This window comes from Glycomyces sp. NPDC021274, from assembly GCF_040641195.1.
Lineage (GTDB): Bacteria > Actinomycetota > Actinomycetes > Mycobacteriales > Micromonosporaceae > Glycomyces.
The window spans coordinates 426233-449029 of sequence record NZ_JBFADC010000002.1; the positions used below are offsets into that span (position 1 = coordinate 426233).

The 22797-nt window shown below is 68.6% G+C and carries 24 protein-coding genes; 6 read left to right on the top strand and 18 right to left on the bottom strand.

Going from position 1 to position 22797, the window contains the following annotated elements:
- Positions 1 to 155: 155 nt before the first annotated feature.
- The 3 genes from AB0I03_RS05885 to AB0I03_RS05895 form a co-directional block, all read right to left on the bottom strand.
- Entirely contained in the window at positions 156 to 1103 is a 948-nt protein-coding gene (locus AB0I03_RS05885) for a DUF2797 domain-containing protein (protein WP_360407076.1), read from the bottom strand.
- A gap of 686 nt (positions 1104 to 1789) precedes the next feature.
- Entirely contained in the window at positions 1790 to 1987 is a 198-nt protein-coding gene (locus AB0I03_RS05890) for a hypothetical protein (protein WP_360407079.1), read from the bottom strand.
- 82 nt (positions 1988 to 2069) lie between these two features.
- Positions 2070 to 2399 (bottom strand): hypothetical protein, encoded by a 330-nt coding sequence (locus AB0I03_RS05895; protein WP_360407082.1) that lies wholly within the window; start codon positions 2397 to 2399, stop codon positions 2070 to 2072.
- A gap of 335 nt (positions 2400 to 2734) precedes the next feature.
- On the opposite strand from AB0I03_RS05895, the gene AB0I03_RS05900 reads away from it, so the two are divergent.
- The 3 genes from AB0I03_RS05900 (at position 2735) to AB0I03_RS05910 (ending at position 4437) form a co-directional block, all read left to right on the top strand.
- Positions 2735 to 3571, top strand: coding sequence for a Scr1 family TA system antitoxin-like transcriptional regulator (locus AB0I03_RS05900; protein ID WP_360407085.1), 837 nt, complete (start codon positions 2735 to 2737; stop codon positions 3569 to 3571).
- Positions 3555 to 3797: a DUF397 domain-containing protein gene (locus tag AB0I03_RS05905; protein WP_360407088.1), complete on the top strand. Its 243-nt coding sequence runs from the start codon at positions 3555 to 3557 to the stop codon at positions 3795 to 3797. Before AB0I03_RS05900 ends, AB0I03_RS05905 begins: the two co-directional genes overlap by 17 nt.
- 175 nt (positions 3798 to 3972) lie before the next feature.
- Positions 3973 to 4437: a hypothetical protein gene (locus AB0I03_RS05910; RefSeq protein WP_360407091.1), complete on the top strand. Its 465-nt coding sequence runs from the start codon at positions 3973 to 3975 to the stop codon at positions 4435 to 4437.
- Positions 4438 to 4497: 60 nt separating this feature from the next.
- On the opposite strand, the gene AB0I03_RS05915 is transcribed toward AB0I03_RS05910, so the two are convergent.
- On the bottom strand, positions 4498 to 5154 hold the full coding sequence (locus AB0I03_RS05915; RefSeq protein ID WP_360407094.1) for a CPBP family intramembrane glutamic endopeptidase: 657 nt from the start codon (positions 5152 to 5154) through the stop codon (positions 4498 to 4500).
- A 23-nt stretch (positions 5155 to 5177) separates the two neighbouring features.
- Here AB0I03_RS05915 and AB0I03_RS05920 point away from each other — a divergent pair, with 23 nt between their 5' ends.
- Positions 5178 to 5858, top strand: coding sequence for a TetR/AcrR family transcriptional regulator (locus tag AB0I03_RS05920; RefSeq protein ID WP_360407097.1), 681 nt, complete (start codon positions 5178 to 5180; stop codon positions 5856 to 5858).
- A gap of 10 nt (positions 5859 to 5868) precedes the next feature.
- Here the strand turns inward: AB0I03_RS05920 and AB0I03_RS05925 are convergent, their stop codons facing one another.
- Positions 5869 to 6555, bottom strand: a complete 687-nt coding sequence (locus AB0I03_RS05925) for a cation transporter (protein ID WP_360407100.1) — start codon at positions 6553 to 6555, stop codon at positions 5869 to 5871.
- Complete coding sequence (locus AB0I03_RS05930; protein ID WP_360408101.1) at positions 6552 to 6920, bottom strand: metalloregulator ArsR/SmtB family transcription factor; 369 nt, start codon at positions 6918 to 6920, stop codon at positions 6552 to 6554. Before AB0I03_RS05930 ends, AB0I03_RS05925 begins: the two co-directional genes overlap by 4 nt.
- A gap of 94 nt (positions 6921 to 7014) precedes the next feature.
- Between AB0I03_RS05930 and AB0I03_RS05935 the strand changes: the two genes are divergently transcribed.
- Entirely contained in the window at positions 7015 to 7398 is a 384-nt protein-coding gene (locus AB0I03_RS05935; RefSeq protein WP_360407103.1) for a VOC family protein, read from the top strand.
- A gap of 44 nt (positions 7399 to 7442) precedes the next feature.
- Here the strand turns inward: AB0I03_RS05935 and AB0I03_RS05940 are convergent, their stop codons facing one another.
- The 9 genes from AB0I03_RS05940 to AB0I03_RS05980 all read right to left on the bottom strand — a co-directional run bounded on the left by AB0I03_RS05940 (position 7443) and on the right by AB0I03_RS05980 (position 16890).
- Positions 7443 to 8654, bottom strand: coding sequence for a hypothetical protein (locus AB0I03_RS05940; RefSeq protein ID WP_360407106.1), 1212 nt, complete (start codon positions 8652 to 8654; stop codon positions 7443 to 7445).
- Between the two features lie 377 nt (positions 8655 to 9031).
- Entirely contained in the window at positions 9032 to 9616 is a 585-nt protein-coding gene (locus tag AB0I03_RS05945; protein ID WP_360407109.1) for a TIGR03086 family metal-binding protein, read from the bottom strand.
- Between the two features lie 4 nt (positions 9617 to 9620).
- Positions 9621 to 10103, bottom strand: a complete 483-nt coding sequence (locus tag AB0I03_RS05950) for an SRPBCC family protein (protein WP_360407112.1) — start codon at positions 10101 to 10103, stop codon at positions 9621 to 9623.
- On the bottom strand, positions 10100 to 10468 hold the full coding sequence (locus AB0I03_RS05955) for a metalloregulator ArsR/SmtB family transcription factor (protein ID WP_360407115.1): 369 nt from the start codon (positions 10466 to 10468) through the stop codon (positions 10100 to 10102). Before AB0I03_RS05955 ends, AB0I03_RS05950 begins: the two co-directional genes overlap by 4 nt.
- 79 nt (positions 10469 to 10547) lie before the next feature.
- Entirely contained in the window at positions 10548 to 11561 is a 1014-nt protein-coding gene (locus tag AB0I03_RS05960) for a LacI family DNA-binding transcriptional regulator (RefSeq protein WP_360407118.1), read from the bottom strand.
- A 31-nt stretch (positions 11562 to 11592) separates the two neighbouring features.
- Positions 11593 to 12357: a carbohydrate ABC transporter permease gene (locus AB0I03_RS05965; protein WP_360408104.1), complete on the bottom strand. Its 765-nt coding sequence runs from the start codon at positions 12355 to 12357 to the stop codon at positions 11593 to 11595.
- 110 nt (positions 12358 to 12467) lie between these two features.
- Positions 12468 to 13358 carry a sugar ABC transporter permease gene (locus AB0I03_RS05970; protein WP_360408107.1) on the bottom strand — a complete coding sequence of 297 codons (891 nt, stop codon included), beginning with the start codon at positions 13356 to 13358 and terminating at the stop codon, positions 12468 to 12470.
- Between the two features lie 100 nt (positions 13359 to 13458).
- The gene (locus AB0I03_RS05975; RefSeq protein WP_360407121.1) at positions 13459 to 14772 is read right to left on the bottom strand and encodes an ABC transporter substrate-binding protein; all 1314 of its coding nucleotides are present in this window, start codon (positions 14770 to 14772) and stop codon (positions 13459 to 13461) included.
- Between the two features lie 27 nt (positions 14773 to 14799).
- Positions 14800 to 16890, bottom strand: coding sequence for a glycoside hydrolase family 36 protein (locus AB0I03_RS05980; RefSeq protein WP_360407124.1), 2091 nt, complete (start codon positions 16888 to 16890; stop codon positions 14800 to 14802).
- 205 nt (positions 16891 to 17095) lie between these two features.
- Between AB0I03_RS05980 and AB0I03_RS05985 the strand changes: the two genes are divergently transcribed.
- A complete protein-coding gene (locus AB0I03_RS05985) occupies positions 17096 to 19774 on the top strand; it encodes a hypothetical protein (RefSeq protein WP_360407127.1) in 2679 nt (892 codons plus the stop codon).
- Between the two features lie 116 nt (positions 19775 to 19890).
- Here the strand turns inward: AB0I03_RS05985 and AB0I03_RS05990 are convergent, their stop codons facing one another.
- From AB0I03_RS05990 to AB0I03_RS06000, 3 genes are all read right to left on the bottom strand, one after another.
- Positions 19891 to 20148, bottom strand: coding sequence for a hypothetical protein (locus tag AB0I03_RS05990; protein ID WP_360407130.1), 258 nt, complete (start codon positions 20146 to 20148; stop codon positions 19891 to 19893).
- 65 nt (positions 20149 to 20213) lie between these two features.
- Positions 20214 to 21119: a ribokinase gene (locus tag AB0I03_RS05995; RefSeq protein ID WP_360407133.1), complete on the bottom strand. Its 906-nt coding sequence runs from the start codon at positions 21117 to 21119 to the stop codon at positions 20214 to 20216.
- Between the two features lie 114 nt (positions 21120 to 21233).
- The gene (locus AB0I03_RS06000) at positions 21234 to 22649 is read right to left on the bottom strand and encodes a hypothetical protein (protein WP_360407136.1); all 1416 of its coding nucleotides are present in this window, start codon (positions 22647 to 22649) and stop codon (positions 21234 to 21236) included.
- Between the last annotated feature and the right edge of the window lie 148 nt (positions 22650 to 22797).

A 22797-nucleotide genomic window follows, 5' to 3' on the forward strand; every position in this document is an offset into this window, starting at 1 on the left:
CCCTTCACACGAGCGCGAACTTGAACACGCCCTGCGCGAAGCTGGGGCCGCTCGATGCGGAGCGTTTCGCCGACCTGCGCCCCTACTTGGAGACGGTCACGGGGCCACGGTCGCAGGCGTGCCGTGGATCAGTGGCACCTGGGACGAGGCAGCGTCTAGAACAGCGTCCCCTGCACGATCGACTCGGGGGAGACGTGCTCGCCGGGGGCGATGCGGAAGCCCTTCAGTGAGCCGAAGTCGGCTATGAACCCGACGGCGTCGGCGTCCACACTGGTCCGGGCGAACACCGCGGGCCCTAGCGCCCCGGAGACGTGGAATCCGTGGGCGCCCTCGCGGAGGTCGTGCGGATAGATTGCCCAGCCTTCGGCGGGACGCTCCGAGAACACCCGGGTCACCTCGTCCGGAGGCTGCCACGGCTGGGGTCCGATCGCGACCTGCGCGGCCAGCGGGGAACCCTCGAGCAGCTCGACCGCTCGGGTCACGATCTTGGCGTGGCGGTCCGCGATGGTCGCCCATTCGACCGGCGCGGCCAGGGCGGTGACCTTCGAGCGGCGATGCTTGAACTGCGAAATCTCCAGTTCACGGGTGATCGAGTCCTCGACCAGCCGGGCCGAGGCACCGTCCTCGGTCTCGGCGAGGTAGGAGGCCATGACTGCGCCCTGCTCGTCGAGCCTGGATCGCTTGCGGCAGTCGGAGGCCGTGCCCACCTTGCAGCCGCCGTCCGCGAACGAAGCTATGTAGACCCAATGGCGCTGGGCCATATAGCGTTTCAGCGCGTCGGGTGCGTAGCCGCCGCGGTGGAAGTGATGCGCGAAGCGGAACTCGTCGCGCGCCGCGCACAGTTCGCACTGGTTCCCTTTGGCGGCCGGCTCCTGACCCGGACAGGGCACCAGTTCGATGCCGGTGCCGTCCACGAATCCGTACCGTCCGATACAGAACCGCCCGGCCGTACCGGGCTTGAACCCGAACCGCCGCTGGCGAATCGGGACCCGAACGTGCGCCGCGCCGGAGACCTCCACCAGATCGAGTGCGGGAACTCCCTCTGGCCAGGTGATTCCTAGGCACAGATACTCCTCGCCCAGCGTCCAGGCCACTGCATCCATGCCCGATGTTCCCTTGTTCGGCGCCGATTGGCCCAGATGCTACAGGCCGAGTCTGACCATGGTCCGCAGCCGGTCGATCCGCTCCAGCACCCGCCCGATCGTCGACCGCGACGGGGAGCGCCGCCGCTGCAACAGGTCGCGACGGATACCAACTGCCTCCAGCAGGCCGGCCGTCGCGCGGGCACCTCACTCGGCGAGCTCGTCGATGCTTCGCGCCCGAGAGAGCCGCTGCAGCGCACACCAGCAGGATCGCGGCGAGTGAGTACCACCGGCCCCGCCTGCGACCGTGACCCCGTGGCCGTCTCCACGTAGGGGCGCAGGTCGGCGAAACGCTCCGCATCGAGCGGCCCCAGCTTCGCGAGCACGGCAGGGATCGAAGACGATACAGCAGCAGACACAAGAAATGCCTTCACGGTCAAACAGTTCGGAGGCCACGATGATCGCGAAGCCTGTGTCTGCTTCGCTATGCGCCCCTACCTGTCTTAACCAGGCTCTCTACACGACCGCGGAACTTGCACACGCCCTGGCCGTCGGCTGCCTGGTCCTGACTGCGGGATCCACGAACGCACCGAGCCCGCACTGTGAAGGGCCGGCCGATCCCCACCAAGATCGGCCGGCCCTTCGGTGTCCTCGGCTGCGACCCTGGGGGTTACCGCGCCGAGGACGCCAGGAGGAAGGTCAGGAGGTCAGGTGTTCTCCGGGCTGGCGACGAGTGCCAAGGCCCGCTTGAGGATCCACTCGCACCACTCGTCGTTCTTCCACGCGCCGAACCACTCCGGCACCATCTCCGGCTCATCGACGAACCGACAGATCTCTCGCGGCCCCGCGCCGTCATTGCAGGTGATCCGGTACTCGTCCGGGATCAGCGGGTGCCGGTCACGCATTTCGCGGAAGACGCTGAACACCGCTGGGCCCCTGTGGAAGTCACCGAGCCACCCATTGTCGTCAGGATGCTCGACGGCCGTCTCAGCCCTCACAGAACACCCACGAGACCGGGGCCGACTCGATCGCCTGGTGCTGGCTGTAGAAGACCCGGAAGGCCGATTCCTCGATCCAGATCTTCCAGTTGGGCTTGAAGGACCGCCAGAACGGTCCCCAGGTTGCTTTCAGGTCATCGGAGTTGAGGCCGGACACGATGAGCACGATGTCGTCACCCCTCCCCGTCAGCACCTGGAACGAGTCAGGTGCATCAGCGCTCGATGCACGTACCCGATAGGTCCGATAGTCATCGCTGAACGAACCCCGTTCAAGCGACATCGACTCCGGCATTCCGGGTTGGTTCGGAATAGTCGTCATTGCTTCTCCCTTTCAGACCGTCGGGTATCCGACAGATGCGAGCCCGGGAACCACATCGGTTCTTCTGGGAGGCAATGGCCCCCGGGCTCCCCCACCGCACCGAGACCGGTTCGACCGCTTCTCGGCACTCATGAATCTAGGGGATGTTTCCGCAGGTCACAAGAAGAGACTTGCCCACTGCGAGTCCGACGCCGAGAACTCTGACCAGGAGAAAACAGGCCGGGAAATTCAGGGTTGACTACTCCCCCAACGACACTCCGGGACTTCCGAATGCGGCACGGCTGTGCGATAGTGGATGATCCAAATCAACAGCAGGCACAAACCTGGGGGCAGGTATGGTGATCGAGGATTCCGCGTGGTGGTTCCTGAAGACGATGGGCAGGACGCACCGGATCAGATCGCATAGGACACAGAAGGAAGTCGGCGACGCAATCCCGCGATCAGAGGACACCGTTCGTGCCTGGGAACTCGGCCGGGCCGACATCCCGGTCGCCTTGGCCGAGGGCTACGGCAAGGCCTGCGGTATGGACGACGAAAGCGCCGGGTACATGAAAATGGTTGCGGCCGCCCGGAAGAAGGGCGAGCCGATCGAGGCGGATGCGTGGTTCAACGCCTTGTTCATCGCCCTGGCCGAGGGGTACTGCGGTTTCATCTTCAAGTTCGACGCCCTCATCATCCCCGGGCCGCTCCAAACGAGAGCCTTCCACTACACCGTGATGCCAATGATCGAGCCTTCCGCTTCTAAGACGCGGCTGGACAAGGGCTGGGCGTTCAAGGAAGAGCGAGCTGAGGCCCTACAGAACCGGACCGACCGACCGACGATCATGTTCCTGATAGGGGAAGCTGCCCTCCTTCAGCTCCGACGAATCTCCGAGCAGCTGTACCAGGAGCAGATGGAGAATCTTCGGAAGTGGGCGCGCAGACCCGGGGCTTCCATCCGCGTTCTGCGTGTGCCCGTCTACGCCAGATACGGCAACTTCAGCATCTACAAGCCGGGCGACAGTGAGCTCGCATGCCCCTCATTCGTCTACACCGAGAGCGTCGACTCGAGCTGGTGCATCGACGATCCCTCGCGCATCGCGAGTTACGATGACCTCCGCAAGAAGCTGTGGAAAATGGCGATCCGGATCGAGGTCTACCACGATGACGACAGGCGTGACCGTTTGGCGTAAGAGCACTCGCAGCGGCGCTGGCAACGACTCCGACTGCGTCGAGGTTCGCCGCGCATGGCGTAAGAGCGGTCGCAGTGGCGGCGGCAACAACACCGACTGTGTCGAGGTCGCCTTCTGCACCGACGACGCTGGCTTCCACCTGCGGGACTCGAAGCTGGACAGCGACTCCCCGGTGTTCGACCTGTCCCCCAAGGACTTCGGCGCCCTGATGAACGCCACGGGCTGACAACAAAACTGACCAGGGAGGGGTGCCGCTGCGCGGCACCCCTCCCTTGCTTCGTGCTGTCCCGCAACGAGGGCGCCGGGGAAGCGCCATGGTCGGCAGGCAGCCGATCGTTATATTGGCGCAGTCGCTCACCGCGACCGTGCTCGAACCCCGAACCCCCGGAAGAAGACCTCCCATGCGAAGAGCGACCGCTTTCAACGTCGGGCTGTGGACGACGGTCCCGTTGCTGCTGATCGCCGGAACCGGGTGTTCAGTCCAGTCCGATTCCGGCGGATGCATTCCGACCGAGATCGAGGCCGCCAGCGTATCTACCGATGACCCGACCGAGAGGGTCGTGCTGTCCGGCCGTCTGACCACCGAAGGGAAACCTATCGAGGGCGCGGAGGTGCAGTTCATGGTCTTGCACACCGACGAGAGCGGTGAGCTGTCCGGGGGCGTCACCGGTATAGCGGAGACGGACTCGGAGGGCCTGGCCGAACTCGCTTACCGAGGCGCGAAGGACCTCCCGGCCTTCTCCGACGAAACGTTGGTGGCCTACCGGGCCGAGTACACCTCGATAACCGACACTGCGGAGTATTGCAGTGCGAGCAGCGAGAACGCCACCATCGACGTGCCGTGCGCTGGTTCCGGCTGCGAATAGTGACGGGCCCGATCGCGCCCTTCAAGGCGCACAGCGCCTCGCAGCGATTCGGACACGCGGTCAGTCGTGTGCCGTGGACGGCCGGCGGTCTGCCGGTGCCGCCTGCGCGCGCCAGGTTCCGGCTATCGCACCGACGATGAGCCATGGTTCGATGACCAGATTGATCGCTGTGTGCGTGGCGATGGCCGGCAATGTGCTCCTGTCGGCCAGGAGGTACAAAGTCGCGAGCATCGCTCCGAGGATGGTGGTCGCGATGATGACGGGGATGCCGATACTCCAGTCCCGGGCCAGCACGATCCACGCCGCGTGCGCGATGCCGAACGCGATCGCGGACAGTGCGATCTGCGTGACGGCCGCGGTGTCCGAGCGGTCGAGCCAGTCCATGAAGAGCTGGCGGAAGACCATCTCCTCGAGCATCCCGGAGACGATCGCCGCCCAGATGCCGAGAAGTTTCAAGCGCGAGAAGGTGGTCACGTGCTCGCGCACGGCCGGGACGTTCCAAACGGTGTAGCCGGCGTAGGCGATCGCGATCGCGGCGGCGACCGCCCAGACCCACGGGATGTCGGCGAGGGCGGGGGTGACGCCGAGACGGACCTCGACGAACTCCTGCGGGTCGCGCACGAGCCACCAGAGGAGAAACGCGGTCATGAACGCGGCGAGGCCGGCGAGCACCCATCCTGCGGTCCGGTCATGACCGTGGCCGTGGTTGATATCCATGCGAGCTAACATACACTGTATGAATGCCAGCTCAATCACCTGACCGCAAGCCGCTGTCGGCGGAGGCCATCGTGGCGTCCGCCGTCGAACTCGCCGATGAGGGTGGGATCGGCTCGGTGTCGATGCGACGGATCGCCGGGCGTCTCGGCTGCAACCCGATGTCGCTCTACTACCACGTACCCGACAAGCAGGTCCTGCTGTCGCTGATGGTCGACGCGGTCATGCGGCTCCACCACTACCCCGATCCGGGGAGCCGCTCCTGGCGCGAGCGGCTGCACACCGCCGCGCGGCTCGACTGGGATATGTACATGGCGCACCCCTGGCTGCTCGACACCGTCGCGACAACACGTCCGCCGTTCGGCCCCGAAACCCTCGCCGCCGCCGAATGGTTCCTTGACGCACTCGCGCTGATCGAGCTCCCGCTCAGCGCATGCGGCCTGGCCATCTCAACGATCAACCACTACGTCCAGGGCAGTGCTCGGGTCGCGCTCAGTGGGAGTGAACGCGCCGAGGGAGGCAGCGAGGACGTCGGCAGGGTGTGGCAGTCCCGGCTCGCCGATGCCGACCTTGCTGCGTTCCCCCGCCTGCAGGCGCTTGTCGCGACCGAGTCGGTCTCGCAAGAGCAGTCGCGGTTCACCGACGGCCTCGACCTGATCCTCGACGGCATCGCACTCCACTCACCATCCGAGACACGCTCTAACTGAGGACACGCTCTCAGTCCTTGCAGGTGTCGTCAGCGCAGCAGGCGTCGACCTCGGCGGGGGCGTCCGCGACGGGTGCGCAGTCGTCGCAGTGCTCGCCCTTCCAAGCTTCGACGCCCTCGCGCACGGCGACGGCGGCGATGATGAGCGCCGCGATGGGGTCGGCCCAGGACCAGCCGAGCGTCGCGTTGAGGACCAGGCCGACGAGCAGGATCGCGGACAGGTAGGTGCACAGCAGGGTCTGCATCGAGTCGGCGACGACCGTGGCCGAGCCCAGTTCGCGTCCGGTGCGGCGCTTGGCCCACACCAGCAGCGGCATGACCACGACCGAGACCGCGGCGATGCCGATGCCGACCGGCGAAGGCTCCGCTTCGCCTTGGCCCAAGAGCGAACGGACGGCATCGAACCCGACCCAGGCGGCCAGCGCGAAGAAGGAGACCGCGATGAGCTTGAGTGCGGTGCGTTCGCGTTCTTCGGGGATGCGGGAGCGGAACTGCCAGATCACGATCAGGGCTGAGGAGACCTCGATGAACGAGTCGAGGCCGAAGCCGATCAGCGCGGTCGAGGAGGCCGCGGCTCCGGCGGCGAGGGCGATGACGCCTTCGGCGGCGTTGTAGCCGGCGGTGGCGTAGGCGAGGTGGCGGGAGCGGGCGTTGAGGAGGACTCGGCGTTCGGCCGTGAGTGCTGCGGGTGCGGTCATGATGCGGTTCCGGCCGGGTGGAGAACAGGCGCATGGCCGGTCGCGGACAGCATGCTGTCGGCCGCTTCGAGCAGGTCGAGGAGTTCGGTGCGGGCGAGGCTGTAGTAGACCTGTCGGCCTTCGTTCCGCCCGGTGACCAGGCCGCAGTCCCGCAGGCAGGCCACGTGTGCGGACACTGTGGACTGGGCCAGGCCGAGTTCGGCGACGAGGTCGGCCACGCGCAGTTCGATGCGCGCCTCGTGGTCGGCGAGGCGGCGCACGATCGCCAGCCGGGTCGGGTCCGACAGGGAGTGGAACAGGGCGGCGGCCGGGGGGAGCCCGGCCTTGATCTCGTCGGAGAGGCAGACGCCCCGCTCATCGTTCATCGTCACTTGGCGATGATATCGCCTCTTGCCGATTAAGCCAAGGCGGGGACGAAAAGCACTCGCCGGTGCGAGGCGCTTCCGGCAGACTTCCGGCATGGTCTCAGTGCTGCAGAATGTCGCGATCGACTGTGCGAACGCCTATGAGCTGGCGCAGTTCTGGAGTCAAGTGTTCGACCGTCCCCTGCATCCGGAGGACCGGCCCGGTGACGCGGAGACGGAAGTGATGCTGCCGGGCGGCCCGGCGATCTTCTTGAACCAGGTGCCGGAACCGAAGATCGTGAAGAACCGGCTGCACTTGTGCCTGCGGCCGAAGACCACGCGCGAGGAGGAGGTCGAACGGCTCTTGCGGCTCGGCGCGACCCTCGTCCACGACCGCAGGCGGGCGGGCGGCAGCGGTTGGGCCGTGCTCGCCGACCCTGAAGGCAACGAGTTCTGCGTGCTCGCCGGCGACGCGGACCGCGCGGCCGCGGCGTCATGAGGACCGCGGCCCTGCGGGGTCGCAGGGCCGCGGCTCGGTACGGGCTACTGGGTGAGGACGCTCACGCCGATCGCCTCGTTCATGTCGTCCACTCTGGAGAAGACGTTCTGCCAGCTGCAGTCGCCCACATGCGAACCGTAGGCGCGGTTGTTCCAGGACCAGCCGCCGCCGGAGTCGCCCCCGATGGTGACGTCGCCGTTCATGCGGACCAGGCTCTGCGTGTAGAAGCCGTCGAGCGTGCAGGACCACCAGGGGTTCTGGACGTCGAGGCCGCACTTGCGGACGTTGGTCGAGCGACCGAACATGCAGATCGACTCGCCCACGGTGAAGCCCCACCAGGGTTCGACCGACAGGGTGTCGCGTCGAGTGTTGGGGTGGGCGTAGAACTCGGCGCGGTCGACGTGCCCGGGGGTGGTGTGCCATTCCATGTCGCCCCAGTAGCCGCGGTGCTGCTGCTGGAAGGTCAAGGGGATGAAGCCGTGGCCGGGCTGCCAGGCCTGGTTGATGCCGGTGCAGTGCCCGGCGGTGCTCACACCGGTGACGCCGCGGGCGTTGATGACCGTCCAGCCGGTGGTGCAGTTGAACGTGCCGCCGACGTAAGCGGCCATGCCGCCGTAGCCGTGCTCGGCGGTGTTGCCGAGCTTGTCCGAGACCGTCAGCTGGACGCCCTTCTGGAACTCCTCGGAGAGCTTCTTGAGGATCTCCTCCGGGTCGGAGGGCAGCTCCGGGTTCGCGGCCAGTTCGGCGGTGATCACGCCTTCGGCGGTGATGTCGAAGCCGCTGGAGAGGTCGCTGAAGCCGATCTCGGTGAGCTCGCGGTTGAGCCGCTCGTTGCGGTCCTCGAGTTCGAGGAACGAGAAGGGCTGCTGGTCGGCGACGATCACGTCGAGGCCGCTCTCCTTGATCACCTCGTGCACGAAGGAGTCGGCTTCGCCCTTGACGTAGAGCGTCGGCGTGCCTCCGGGCTTCTCGGAGAGGGCGGTGCCGACGAACACGTCCAGGCGCTCGGGGGCGATCCTGGCCGCGATCTCGCCGATGGCCTCGGCGACCCGGTACTGGGCCTCGGCCTCTTCGAAGGTCCAGCCGTGGGACTCGGCCGTGCTGGTGAGCTCGTCCTTGAGGCTTTCCTCGGGGTTCTGGTAACCGTCCTTGGGGTCGGGGTCGTTCTCTTGGGCGATGACGGCTGCCGGCGAGGCCAGCAGCAGGGCGGGCGTCACGAGCGCGATGAGCACGCGCTTCGCGATGGGCTTCTTCATGGGGAAATCCGATCTGCACTGCATCGAGAAGATGGGGGATTGAGAGCGTCGGGCCCGACGCCAGGCTTGGGTGACCTGGCAAGAAGTCACGCTACCAACACACACAGGCGCGGTGGGTCCCTTGTGGGCTCGCATGCAGGGGAATGATCTTGGACGCGGCGGTGTTTCCCCAGCGAGCGGGCATGGTGTCGATACCAGGAATGTCGACAATGGTCGGTTAGCGGACAAGAGGCGTTCTGGCGAGCAGGCCCTCGCCTCGGGGCGACGGCGGGCGCGGCGACTCGGGGGTGCGACCGCAAGCCGCGCAAGACAAGTGAGGGCCGGGAACCGCAGTGGTTCCCGGCCCTCGCCGTCGCTTCGCCGTTTCCTCGTATCGGTCAGCCCTCGGGCCGCCACGCCGGGTCGCGGCCGATGAAGGCCACCAGCTTGTCCTGCGGGGACGCGTCGTCGGCGACGGGCACGGCCGGGCCGAACTGGCCGCTGTCGCGCAGCATCTGGTCGATCGGCTGCATTTCCGCGAGCGCGGTGCGGCAGCGCTCCTCCCCCAGGTCGGGTTCGCGTCCGAGCGCTTTGGCGAGGTCCCAGGAGTGGGCCCAGACGTCGGCGGTGTAGAACTGGTCGATCGCCTCGTCAACCGGCTTGTCGCCGGTGTGCGGGTTGCTGAGGACCCGCCCGGCGGGGTCGTCGAGGATCGCCTGGATGTCGGCGACGTGGCGCTTCCAGGCGGCGGCCGGGGCGGCGCCGGCGTCCAAGGACCCCAGTTCGATCCCGGCCCCTTTGAGGAAGTCGCGCGGCCATTCGACCAGGTGCTTCACGACGTCCAGGGCCGTCCATGCGGGGACGGGACTGGGGCGCGACCAGTCGTCGGCGCTCGCGCTTTCGACGAGTGCGGTGATGCGCGCGGCGTCGAAGGCGTGCCGCCCGGCCGGGTCGTCGGGCACCTGGGTTCCGTTCTGCGCCATGGTTCTACGCCGCTTCCTGCGCCAAGAGCTCGTCGAGTTTCTCGAAGCCCTCGTTGACGCCGACGTCCATGCCGCTCGCGAGCATGCCGTCGCGGGTCTCGAAGTCCTGCGTCACGCTCAGCACCCGCAGCCGCGTGCGGCCGCCATCGAGCGGTTCGAAGGTCATCGTCTCGAGGAAGACGCCGTCGGGCTCGCCCTCGTAGGTGAAGGTCCAGACGATCCGCTCGTTCGGGCGGACCTCGTGGAAGCTGCCGAAGAAGGCGTACGCCTCGCCTCCGCTCTCGCCGCCGAACGCCCACTCGCCGCCCGTGCGGGCGTCCCAGCGGGTGATCTTCGTGTTCGACTCGCGGGGTCCGGTCCACTGGGCGTAGAGGTCGGGGTCGACGTGGGCCTGGAACACGCGTTCGGGCGCCGCGTCGAACTCGCGGGTGATCTCGATGGTCGGGACTTTGGCGTCTGCCTTGATCTCGGTTTCGTGCTTGCTCATGATGCCTGCTCCTTGTCGGGTCGCCGGTCCTCGTCGTCCTGGGCCGTGCGGGCCAGTAGGGCGTCGAGGCGGCGGTAGCGTTCCTCTGCTTCGCGGCGATAGCGCTCGATCCACTGCGTCATCAGGTCGAATGCCTCCCTGTTCAGGTGGACGGGCCGCCGCTGGGCGTCCTTGCTGCGGGTCACCAGGCCGGCTTCCTCGAGCACTTTGACGTGCTTGGAGATGGCCTGGAAGCTCACGTCGTACGGCTCGGCCAGCTCGCCCACCGTCGCGTCCGAGACGGACAGCCGGGCGACCAGGTCGCGGCGGGTCGGGTCGGCGAGTGCCGCGAAGGCCCGGTCGAGCTGCTGCGTACTGTCTCCCACGGGTCGTCCTCAACTAGTTGGTTGAATACGACGATAGACTACGGTCCGATCGTTGTCAACCAGTTGGTTGAAGAAGCGCCTACCTGGCGTGATGCGGGGCGGCGGTGCTCTCGCGCAGGACCAGGGCCGGGCGCTCGCTGGAGTAGCGGCGGACTCCCGTGTCGTCGATCGCCTGCTTCAGGAGCTGGAAGCCTCGGGTGCCCAGGCCGGCGAAATCCTGGTCCACTGTGGTCAGCGGCGGGCTCCAGAGCTCGGCGAGCGGGTGGTCGTCGAAGCCGGCGACCGAGATGTCCTCGGGGACGCGGCGGCCCGCCTCGGTGATGCCGCGCATGACGCCCATGGCGATCTCGTCGTTGCCGCAGAAGACCGCCGTCACCTCGGGATCGGCGGCGAGCTCGCGGCCGACCGCTATGCCGCTCTTGGGATCCCAGGTGGCGTCGCGCACCGGCGGTACCGGCGCGTTCGCTTTCGTCAGGGCCCGCTTCCAGCCGCTCGTGCGGCCGTCGACCCGGCGCGAGGGCGGGACCCGCACATGGTGCACGGTGCGGTGCCCCAGGCCCAGCAGGTACGCGGTGAGCTCCTCGGCCGCGGCGGCCTCGTCCAGGACCGCTTGCGGCACACCGGCTTCCCTGGTACCGGAGAGGGCGACGACCGGGAGGTCAGCGCCGAGCTTGTGGAGCGCGGCGACGCCGGGCGGGTCGAACTTGAGGACCACGACCCCGGCGAGGGTCTGCATCTGGACCGCGGCGACCGCGCGGTCGACCTCTTCCGCGTCCGCGCTCTCCACGACGGTGATCATCACCGTGTAGCCCTCGGCGCGGGCCGCGATCTCGATGCCGCGGATCGTCTCCGCGTAGCCGTACCGGGAGGTGTTGCCCGCGATCACCGCAATCGTCTGCGACTTGCGGGAGACGAGCACGCGCGCGGCGGCGCTGGGCCGGAAGTTGAGCTCCGCGATGGCGGCCTCGACCAGCTCGCGCTTGGCGGGACTCACCTTCGCGGCCCCGGTGAGCACCCGCGAGACCGTCGGGACCGAGACGCCCGCCAGTTCGGCGACGTCCGAGATCGTCGGGTTCCTGCCCGTCCTGGCCACAGCGCTCCTCACTTCACTGCACCGGTGGCGCTCACTTGACCGCACCACTGGTGATGCCGGAGATGATCCTGCGCTGGGCGACCACGAACGTGATCAGGAGCGGCAGGCTCATCAGGATGATATAGGCGAAGATGAGGTGCCAGTTCTGGAGATACAGACCCGCGCTCGCGACCTGGTAGAGGTTCAGCGGCAGCGTGTCGAACCGGCCGCCGACCACGAACAGCGCGTAGAACACGTCGTTCCAGATGTAGAGGCAGATCAGGATGGTCGCGGTGGCGAGCACCGGCCGCAGCAGCGGCAGGATCACGCGGATGAAGGTGCGCACCGGCCCGGCCCCGTCGACGCGGGCGGCCTCCTCCAGCTCGTGCGGGATGGTGCGCACGAAGCCCGTGACGAAGAAGATCACTGTGGACAGGTACATGCCCATGTACACGCCGATCATGCCGAGCGCGGTGCCTGCGAGGCCGAGCTGGCGCAGCAGGAGCACGATCGTCACCACCGCCGGCGGCAGCACGATCCCCGAGATGCCCAGGGCGTAGATCGCCGCCGTGAGCCGCCCGCCGCGGCGGCCGAGGATCCAGGCGGCCATCGAGCCGAGTATGAGCACGCCGACCACGGCCGGGACCATCACGAGGAGGCTCCCGAAGAAGCCCGCGACCATGCGGCCGTCCGCGAAGACCTCGGCGAAGTTGTCGAACAGCCGCCATTCGCTCGGCGGCGACAGGTCCGGGTTCAGCGCTTCGGCCTGGTCCTTCGCGGCGGTCGCGATCACGAGCCAGAACGGGACGCCGAGCACGAGGACCGCGACGAGGACCGCCGCGACCGGCTGGACGGGGAAGCGGCGGCGGGGTCTGCGGCGCGCGGGTGCGGTGCGGGCGGCGGTCTCGGGCCGTTCGGCGGTGAGGGTCACAGCACGTCCTCTCGCTTGCGCAGGAACCGGATCACGGGGAAGGCGAGGATGGCGACCAGGAGGAACAGCACCAGGCTCATCGTCGTGGCCTGGGCGAACAGGCCCTGCCCGAAGGTCCGGAAGATGAAGATGTTCAGCAGTTCGGTGGTGCCGCCGGGGCCGCCCTCGGTGGTGGCCTGGACGATGTCGAAGCCGTTCATGGAGCCGAGCAGCGCGGTCGCGACGTTGAACGTGACGGCCGGGGCGAGCAGCGGGAACCGGATGGAGCGGAACATGGTCCAGCGCCCGGCCCCGTCGAGGCGGCCCGCTTCGAGCACGTCCTCGCTGATGGTCTTGAGGCCGGCCAGGTAGATGAGCATCGAGAGGCCCATCCACTTCCAGGCGTGCACGACCGCGACGACCACGATGGTCCACGTCGTGCTCCCCAGCCACGGGATCGCGACCTCTGCGCCGGTGAACCAGCCGATGATGCCGTTCAGGGCCCCGTCCGGCTTCAGCAGCGCCTGGAAGATGTAGCCGACCGCCAGCGCGGACATGATGACCGGGACGAAGAACGCGACGCGCACGGCGCGGTTGACGCGGGTGTCCCGCTCGAGCAGGAGCGCGAGGCCGAGTCCGAAGGCGTTCTGGAAGACCGCGACGAGCACGGCGTAGACGAGGGTGACCTTGAGGGAGTTGAGGAGGGTGCCGTTGGAGAACAGGGAGGTGAAGTTGTCCAGCCCGGCGAAGTTGATGGCGCTCTTGAAGCTCGACCAGTCGGTGAAGGCGTAGACGAAGTTGAAGACGGTGGGGACGAGGAAGAACACGACCAGGACCGCGAGCGCCGGGATGAGGAACCACAGTGGATGGTCTTGGCGGCGGGGTCCTGCCTTGCCCTTGGCGAGCATGGTGGTCACGGAGTTCGGCCTTCCTGATAGCGGCGTTGCTGGGGTGTGAGGGGCGCCGGGGTCTTGACCAGGCCCGGCGCCCCTCGGTTGAGCGGCTGTGTTAGAAGCCTTCGGCGCCTTGGGCTTTGGCGAGTTCCGCGAACTGGGCCTGGGTGGCCTCGGCGACCTCGGCGGGCGTCTTGGTGCCCTGGATCATGTCGGCGAGGTAGATGTACAGGTCCGGGTTCGCGATGGCGAGGGCCTGCATGGAGCCGACCGAGGTGCCGACCGAGTCGCTGACCGCGAGCAGGGCCTCGGGCACGGTGGCCGGGGTCTCCACACCGGACTGGAGCGAGACGGTGTTCTGGGCGGTCACGAAGTCCTCGTAGCCGTCGCCCATCCAGTAGGAGAGGAGCTGGCGGGCGGCGGCCTCGCGCGCTTCGTCGCCGGTCTTGAAGGCCACGAGGGCGTTCGACTGGTCGGGGATGAAGGTGCCGGTGTTGCCGGACGGGGAGATCGGGAAGAAGCCGATCTTCTGGTTCAGCTCCTCGGTGTCGGCGAGCGACTGGAGCTGGCCGAAGTAGGAGTTGACCTGCATGACCATCGCGGCGTCGCCCGCGAGGAGGGCGGCGCCCTGGTCCTCGAAGGTGGCGGTCTTGATGTCCTCGTTGAACAGGCCTTCGTCGATGAGCGCCTTGTAGGTGTCGATGGCGCCCTGGATGGTCGGGTCGGTGAAGGACTCCTCGTTGGCGTTCACGCGGTCCCAGAGGCCGTCCGCGGCGGCGTCGGCGAGCTGCACCTGGACCCACCACTGGGTGCCCCAGCGGTCGGCGGCCATCTCGTGGAAGGGGGTGACGCCGGCGGCCTTGAGGTCGCGGGCGGTCTGCAGGAAGGAGTCCCAGTCGGTGGGGGTCGCGGTGATGCCGTTGGCCGCGAACACCTCCTTGTTGTAGTAGACGCCTTCGACGGCCGGGGTGGTGATGAGGGTGGCGTAGCGGGTGTCGTCGAGGATGCCGGTGATGTCGCGCAGCTCGGGCTTGTAGGCGTCGAGCCAGGGGGCGTCGTCGAGCGGCTGGAGGTTCTGGGAGGCGTTGAGGGCCGTCAGCTGGGAGGCCGTGGGCTGCCAGAACGCGAGGTCGGGCTTGTCGCCGGTGGCGACCTTGGTCTGGACGCCCTGCTCGTACGGGTCGGGGATGGTGACGACCTCGACCTCGGCGCCGGTGAGCTCCTCGAAGCCCGCGATCACGCTGTCGGGCACGGTGTTCGAGTTCTGGGCGGCCCAGATGGTGAGGGTGGTGCCGGAGAGGTCGGCGTCCTGCGCGGGCCAGGAGACCGGTCCGTCGGACCCGGTGTCGGCGCCGGGGTCGGAGCACCCGGCGAGGGTGATCGCGCCTGCGGCGGCGACCGCCAGCGCGATGCGGAACTGCTTCTTCATTGAATCGCTCCTTACGGTGTGAGGGACTTAGTAGTCGAGGCGCAGGGTGCGGGCGGCGATGTCGGCGTCGCCTCCCTGCACGGTGAGGGTGGCGGTGTCGCGGTCCCAGTCGGTCTTCCATTCGGGGAGGTCGAGGGGGAACACGGTGGTGACGCGGAGGTCGCGTCCGGCGAGGTGCGGCAGGTGCAGTGCGGTCGCGGCGTCGCCGCCGCGGCGCCAGACGGAGACGAGGTCCTGGCCTTCTCCGCGCAGGCCGAGGGCGACCCAGGGGTCGGTCCAGTCGGGGAGGCCGGCGGGCCAGTAGGCGTGGCCGGTGGCGATAGCGCCGCGGAGTTCCTTCGCGGTGGCGACGGCGGTGGCGACGGTGGCGCGCTGGGCTGCGGTCATCTGGTTGAGGTGGCCGGAGACGTAGAAGCGGCCGAGGAGCCCGGTGACGAGGCAGAACGCGACCTCTTCGTCGTTCATCTCGGGTTGCGGGTAGGCCCAGCTGGCGGCCTGCTCGGGCAGGAGGGAGATCGGCGCGGCGGCGGCGATCGGCGGGTACTTGGCGAACTCCTGCTGGTCCGAAGTGGACTGCATGGCGAGGCGGGAGAGGACGGCGAAGTCCATGCGCATCGCGCCGGAGGAGCAGTTCTCGATGACGAGGTCGGGGTGGCGGTCGAGGACGCCGTCGAGCCAGGCGAGGTGGGCGCGGTTGTGGCCGAGGAGGCCGTCGCCCACGCTGTCCGCGTTCAGGTCCGTGCCCGGGCCGGGGTTGACGTTGTAGTCGAACTTGAAGAAGCCGACGCCGAAGTCGTTCACGAGCCGGTCGACGACGCCGTCGAGGTGCGCGACGGCGGCCGGGTGGCGCAGGTCGAGGTGGTAGCGCTGGTGCTCGACCAGGCGCTGGCCGTGGCGCTGGAGGAACGCCGCATCGGGGAGCTTGCCGGCCATGGGGCTGTCGACGCCGACGACTTCGGGTTCGAGCCAGAGGCCGGGCACCATGCCGGCGTCGCGGATGGCGTCGATGACCTCGCCGAGGCCGCCGGGGAAGCGGGTGGTGGAGGGCTGCCACTCCCCCACGCTGGGCCACCAGTTGCCGCCGTCGTCGTACCAGCCGGCGTCGATGCAGAAGATCTCGGCGCCGATCGCGGCGGCGGATTCGATGAGCGGCAGCAGCTTCTCGGTGGTGGGGTCGCCCATGAGGGTGTTCATGTAGTCGTTGAAGACGACGGGCATCGCGGCGTTGTCGGGGTGGGGGCGGCGGGCGGCGCGGCGGAAGTCCGTAAGGGCCGCAACGGCTTCGGTGAAGTCGCCTCCCACGGTGACCGTGGCCGGGACGCTGGTGAACGACTCGCCCGGGCGCAGGACGCGGGTCCAAGAGGAGTCCATATCGGTGGGTCCGGAGAGGGTGAAGTAGCCGCCGAGGAGGTCTTCGCCGAGCTCCCAGCGCCAGGCGCCGTTGTGCTCGATCTGCCAGGCGAAGGCGAGGCCCTCGGTCTCCACGCCGGCGACCGGAAGGTGGCGGCCGGTGGACCAGGTGCCGTCGGAGGTGACGGAGTAGTGGCCGCGCGGGTCGTGGGTGCTGTGGGCGAGCTGGGTGGAGAGGCGCGGGAAGTCGATGCCGCGCAAGGGGGTTCGCGACCAGCGGCCTTCGCCGAACCAGTCGCTCACGCCTTGGACGCGGTGCCAGCCCGCGAGGTTGTCGTCGTCGACGGTGCCGGGCCGGGTGAACCCGGCGCTCCAGGAGGCGACGGAGCGGAGCACGAGAGCGCGGTCCCCGGCGGGGACGACCGAGACGCGGGAGCGGACGGCCGTTTCGGCACCGTCGAGGATTTCGATCGCGATGCTCGCTTCGACACCGTCGGCGGCCTGCCAGATGGTGAGGAGGCGGCCGTTCGCGGTGCGGGCTTCGGAGTGCGAGACGTAGCGAAGTTCCAGGCCGAGCTGGGTGTGGGAGATGCGGTCCGCGCCGGGGCTGTTGCCCGTCTGCGCGGTCGTGACCTCGACGAGGGGCACGGCGTGCACCGGGATCGCGGTCCCGTCGCGGGTGACGCCGGCGATGCGCACCGGCGAGTCGTCGCCCCAGGCGAATCCGAACTCGAGACGTCTACTGCCCCAAGAGAACTGATCGGTCACGATACCCCTTTGTCCGTACGTCGTGAGCGCGGTCGGGAGTCGGCCGCGATGTCGTCAACGGTTCGAACCCTAACCCAGTTCTGAAATCGATTTCAAGTCACGTCTTGAAATCGTTATCAAAAATCGGTACGGTCTACCTGCGGCCCGAGGGCCGAAATACCCCCATCTCAATGAAGAGAGGACCCCCCTGATGTTGAGGAGACTCATGAGCACCGGTGCAGCCGCGGCGGTCGCCGCGACCGCCCTGACCGGCGTCGCCGCGCCGGCGCAGGCCGCCGACCCCGACGTGCTGGCGGTGGACTTCGCCGAGCGCACCGGCGACTTCCGCGGCGGCGCCTCCGGCACGCTCTACGGCTTCGGCGACGAAGGCGCCCCCACGCAGGCGCTCGTCAACGGCGCCCACATCACCAACACCTCGCAGAAGGCGCCGTACGGCACCCAGCACCCCTCCGGCGACGCGATCAAGGTCGAGGACGGCTTCTTCGCCAAGCACGGCGAGGACATGTACATCTACATGCAGGACTACTACCCCGAATGGCCGTACAACGGCGGCCGGCGCCCCGGCGACGACCGCACGTACAACCTGGAGGACGGCACCTACACCCAGGGCGGCAACGGCGTCTGGGACTTCCTCGAGGTCATCGAGTTCGTGACCGAGGCCGTCGCCACCGACTCCGATCGCCCGCAGGACTACGTGTTCCTGCCCTTCAACGAGCCCGACGGCGGCAACTGGTACCCGAACTGGGCCGGCCAGAAGGACCAGTTCCTCGGCGACTGGCAGGCCGTCTACGAGAAGATCCAGGAGGTCTGGGCGCGCCACGGCCACGGCCACGCCCGCATCGCCGGGCCCGGCGACACCCGCTGGCAGCCCGAGCGCAGCCGCGACATCCTCGAGTTCGCCAAGGCCAACGACTCACTGCCGGACATCTTCGTCTGGCACGAGCTGGGCATCAACAACCTCGGCTCGTACCGGCAGAACTTCGCCGACTACCGCGCGCTCGAAAGCGCCCTCGGCCTCGACCCCATCCCGGTCAACATCACCGAGTACGGGATGCTGCGCGACATGAGCGTCCCCGGCCAGCTCGTCCAGTGGTTCTCGATGTTCGAGGACACCAAGGTGGACGCCCAGACCGCTTACTGGAACTACGCGGGCAACCTCTCCGACAACAGCGCCAGGCCGAACGGCGCGAACGCCGGCTGGTGGATGTTCAAGTGGTACGGCGACCTCGACGGCAGCGAGACCGTGAAAGTCACGCCCCCGACGCCCAACGGCGTCGACACCCTCCAGGGCATCGGCGCGGTCGACGAGGCGAACCGCCGCGCCACCGTCCTCTGGGGAGGCACCGACAATGATGTGGCCCTTGACCTCTCAGGGCTCGACAAGTCGATCTTCGGCAGCAAGGTCGACGTGGAGATCCGCGAGAACGCGCTGAGCGGCGCCGAAGGCCTCGCCGACACCCCGCGCGTGATCGCCGCCTACGACGGCCTCGACGTGGCGAACGGCGGACTGCGGCTCGACGTGCCCACGTACGACCGGTACGCGGGCTACCAGCTCATCATCACCCCGAGCCAGAGCCGCGATGTCGAGGCCGATGCCACCGCGCAGCCGTGGCGCGACACGATCGAGGCCGAGGACATGGCGATTACCGCCGCGACCGTGTACACGCAGGACCCGCAGGCGAACGGCGGCTGGCAGTTCCTGGCCTCCGGCGGCAAGGACGTGGGCTCCTTCAACCAGGTCGGCTCCCGCGCCGAATGGACCGTGGAGGTCCCGCACGACGGGACCTACCGGCTCCAGGTGATCGGCGGCGCTCCGGGCGTTCCCGGCCGGCACGCGCTGTTCGTGGACGATGAGTCGGCGGGCACCGTCCAGTACGCGGCCGACCTGGCGCTCAACGACAACAGCAGGTGGAAGTACCGCGGCAGCGCCGAACTGCTCGTGGACCTCACCGCGGGCAGTCACACCCTGTCGATCCGCGCCAGCGCCGACGGGACCACCAGGCTCCCGAACTCGGACATCACGCTCGACAAGGTCGCACTGACCTCTGTGGAGGAAGGCGAGCCCACGCTGTACCCGGCTTCCGGTTTCCGCCTGGAGAACGGCGCCGCCCTGAAATGGACCGGCAACTGCAAGGGCGGCGCGGCCTTGAGCGGCGACGACCGGGCGGACCTGTACGCCACCGCGATCGAGACCGGCTACTACGACGTGCAGATCGACTGGGCCTCCACGAAGGCGTCCAAGGTCGAGCTCGCGGTGAACGGCGACGCCGTCACCGAGGTGACCGCCAACGGCGCCGGGAAGTGGCGCTCCACCGCCACCGTGCACCTCAACGAGGGCATCAACGAGATCGAGCTGCGCTCCCCCGGCGGCGCTGTGGTCCAGTCGCTCACCACGATCCGGAACCGCGCCGCCGACAGTGCGGCCGTCTCGGTCGAGGCCGAGGACATGAGCCTGCACGGCCAGGCGTCGGTCACGCAGCTTGCGGACAGCACCGGCACGAACGCCTCCGGGAGCGCCTTCGCGGGCTGGATCGGCAACGGCACCGGCAACGCGGTCGAGATCGCCCGCGACGGCTTCGCCGCCCCCGGGGACTACGACCTCACCGTCTACTACGCCAACGCCGAGACCTCGGGGCAGCACGACTACAACCCGCAGGTCGTGGACCGGCTGCTGGAGGTCCAGGAGGGCAGTGAGCAGGTGGGACACGCGTACTTCCGCTACACGTACTCCTGGAACAGCTTCTCGCAGCGCACGATCCCCGTGACACTGTCCACTGCGGACGAATCGCTGCGGCTGGGCAATGCGAGCGCCTGGGCGCCGGACATCGACCGGGTCGTCATCGCCCCGCGCCTCATCGGCGCACCGACGACGGCCGCCCGCTAGCCGAACGCCCCGAAGGCCCTGTGCGGACGGCGCACAGGGCCTTCGCCATGTGCCGTCGGCGGGTCTGCATGCCGCGGGGCCCCGCACGCGACGGCGTGCGGGGCCCCGCGGGAAGGTCAGGCGGACTTCTTGCGGCCCATGAGGCTCTCGGCGACGCCGATGAGGAGCACCGAGACGATCACCGCCGCGATGAACCCGACGATGTTCAGCTCGAAGATGTCCCCCGTGCCGATCAGGTTCGCGATCGTCCCGCCGATGACCGAGCCGACCAGGCCCAGGACGAGCGTGGCGAGAATGCCGAGGTTCTGCTTGCCGGGCTTGATCAGGCGCGCCAGCGCGCCGATGATGAGCCCTGCGACGATGAATCCGATCATGATGAGCCTCCGATGCCCGATTGCTCCCTCCATCATGGCCGAAAGCGGCGCCGCGCGGCCCGAAATCAGGAGTCCAGGAGGCTCCGCACCTCGTCCAGGGTCGGAATCGACGGGCCCGCGCCCTTGCGCTGCACCGCGATGGCCGAGGCGGCGGTCGCGAACTCGGTGGCCGCCACGAGCGAGCGCTCGTCGGCCGTGCGGTCCAGGGAGGCGGCGAAGGCGCCCACGAACACGTCGCCCGCGCCCGTCGTGTCCTTGACCTCGACCGGGAACGCCGCGACCTTCACCGCGTCGATGCCGCGCCCGCCGACGTACGCCCCGTCGGCGCCGAGGGTGATGACCACGTCGCAGCCGTGCGCGGTGAGCACCGACATGAGCGACCGCTCGCCCGTCCCGGCCGGCTCGCCCGCGAGTTCGGCGGCCTCGTGCTCGTTGACGATGAGGATGTCGACCTCGCCGAGCAGCTCCTCGGGGAAGGCCCCGCTCGGCGCGGCGTTGAGGACCACGACCGTGTCGGCGGCCCGCGCGGCGCGGATCGCGGCGGTCACGGTCTCCAGCGGCGTCTCCAACTGCACCACCATGACGTCCGCGGCGGCGATCTCCGCCAGTTCGGCCTCGGTGAGGTCCACGAGCGCGGCGTTCGCGCCCGAGTTGACCACGATCGAGTTCTCGCCCTTGCGGTCCACGAAGATCACGGCGGTGCCGGTCGGGGCGTCCACACGGCGGTCGAGCAGGGTGATGCCCGCGTCCCGGGCCTGCGCGGCGAGCTGGTCGGCCGCCGCGTCGCGGCCCAGCGCGGCGATGAAGCGCGTCTCGGCCCCGGCGCGGGCGGCGGCGATGGCCTGGTTGTTGCCCTTGCCGCCGGGGAAGGAGGCGAGGCCGCGCGAGAGCACCGTCTCGCCCGGCGCGGGGATGCGCTCGACCTCGTAGACGAGGTCGAGGTTCGCGCTTCCGATGACGACCACGCTCATGTTGCCTGCCTCCACAGTCCGGATCACTGGAGCGGTGGTACCCGCCCATGCGAAGCCTGACACAGCGCCCGCGGCGCAGTCCGCGAGTCGGCCGATCCAGTGATCCGGGACGTGTCAGCCGCTGAGCGGCATCACCCTGGCGATCAGGATCGAGTCGCCGTCCCCGGCGGCGGGGTAGGCGGCGCTGCCGTCGTCGTAGGCCTTGAACGCCTGGTAGGCGTGGTCGGGCACGTCGATGGTGAAGTCGTCGCCCACGGTCGCGCCGGTCCCGGAGTCCCGGACCTGCGCCCGCATGCCGTCGCCGTCCTCCCAGGCAAGGAGCATGTGCGTCTGGCCGTAGGTGACGAGGTGCGGATGGGCGGCGTCGATCCCGAGTTCGCCGCTCGAGTTCTCGGGTGAGAACCGCGCGAGGCGCACTTCGCCGCCCTGGCTCCAGGCGGTCCAGTAGCGCGCGCCGTCGCCGGCGAGGACGAGGTCGCCGCCGAAGAGGGTGCCGTCGCAGGTTCCCTCGGCAACGGTCTCGTAGGGGTCGGGCCGGGCGATCCGGCATCCGTTGTCGGTGGCGCAGACCATCACGAACTCGTCGGCTGCCGGATCCCAGACGATCCGCGTGGTCCAACTGTGGCTGCAGCCGGTCGCGAAGGCGTCCGGGTGGTCGACGAGGTTCCCGTCCGCGTCGACCACCTGCATGCGGTCGCCCTGGTGGATGTCGACGCAGTCGCCGTTGGCGACGGTGATCGCGACGCCGAAGTAGGCGGCGAAGTGCTCGCCGTCGGTCGCGAGGCGGCCGTGGTGCTGGTACCACCAGATGAACCGCGCGCCGTCGTCGTAGCCGTCGAGGCCTTCGCCGAGGTTGGTGACCTCGCGCTCCCAGACCTGTTCGCCCGCGTTGTCGAAGCGCACCATGTGCATCGTGCGGCAGGGGCTGGACTCGCCGCCGCAGAGCGGGCCGTCGCCGCATTCGCCTTCGCGGGTCACCAGGACGACGACGCCGTCCTCGTCCGCGATGACGTCCTGCAGGTCGACGCCTTCGAAGGCGATCGGTTCGCCTTCGAGCTGGTCGTCGCAGTCGAGTTTGCCGAGGTGGATCCGGTCGTCGGTGCCGATCCAGGCGAGCCAGGACCCGCCGGGTCGGGCCGCGATGGCCATGGGCAGGCGCTCGGTGTCGCCTTCCTGGCCGTACCCGATGACGCCGCCGGTGTCGACCTCGGTGACGGTGACTTTCGGTGTGCTGCTTGGCGCTCGCCCGCAATCGCCGACGGCTTCGGGTGAGGGGGACTCGGAGGGGCCGGCGAGCGCGGCCCCTTCGGAAGCGGCCTCGGTGGTCGAGGCGGGCTCGGAGGCGCTCGCGGAGGAATCCAAGGCGTCGTCGGGGGGTTCAGAGCCGGTGGGCGAGAATGCCAGGGCCGTGGCCACGGTCGTTCCCGCGAACAGTGCGGCCGCGGCGGCGACCACTATGGAGATGCGTTTCCAGTTCGCCGAGCGGGGCTTCCGTTCATCGAAAGCCGGAGGCTGCGAAGGCTTACTCATGCCGGTTTCGTCCTTCGATATGCCCACGGGCGGCCGGAGCGCCGCCGGTGGAATGTGGATCTCGAAGACCGACCCTACCCAGAGCGCGAGGACCGTTCGCACGGTGGCGTGCCGTTGGGAATCCGGTTGCCTTCGCACCCCCAAGCAA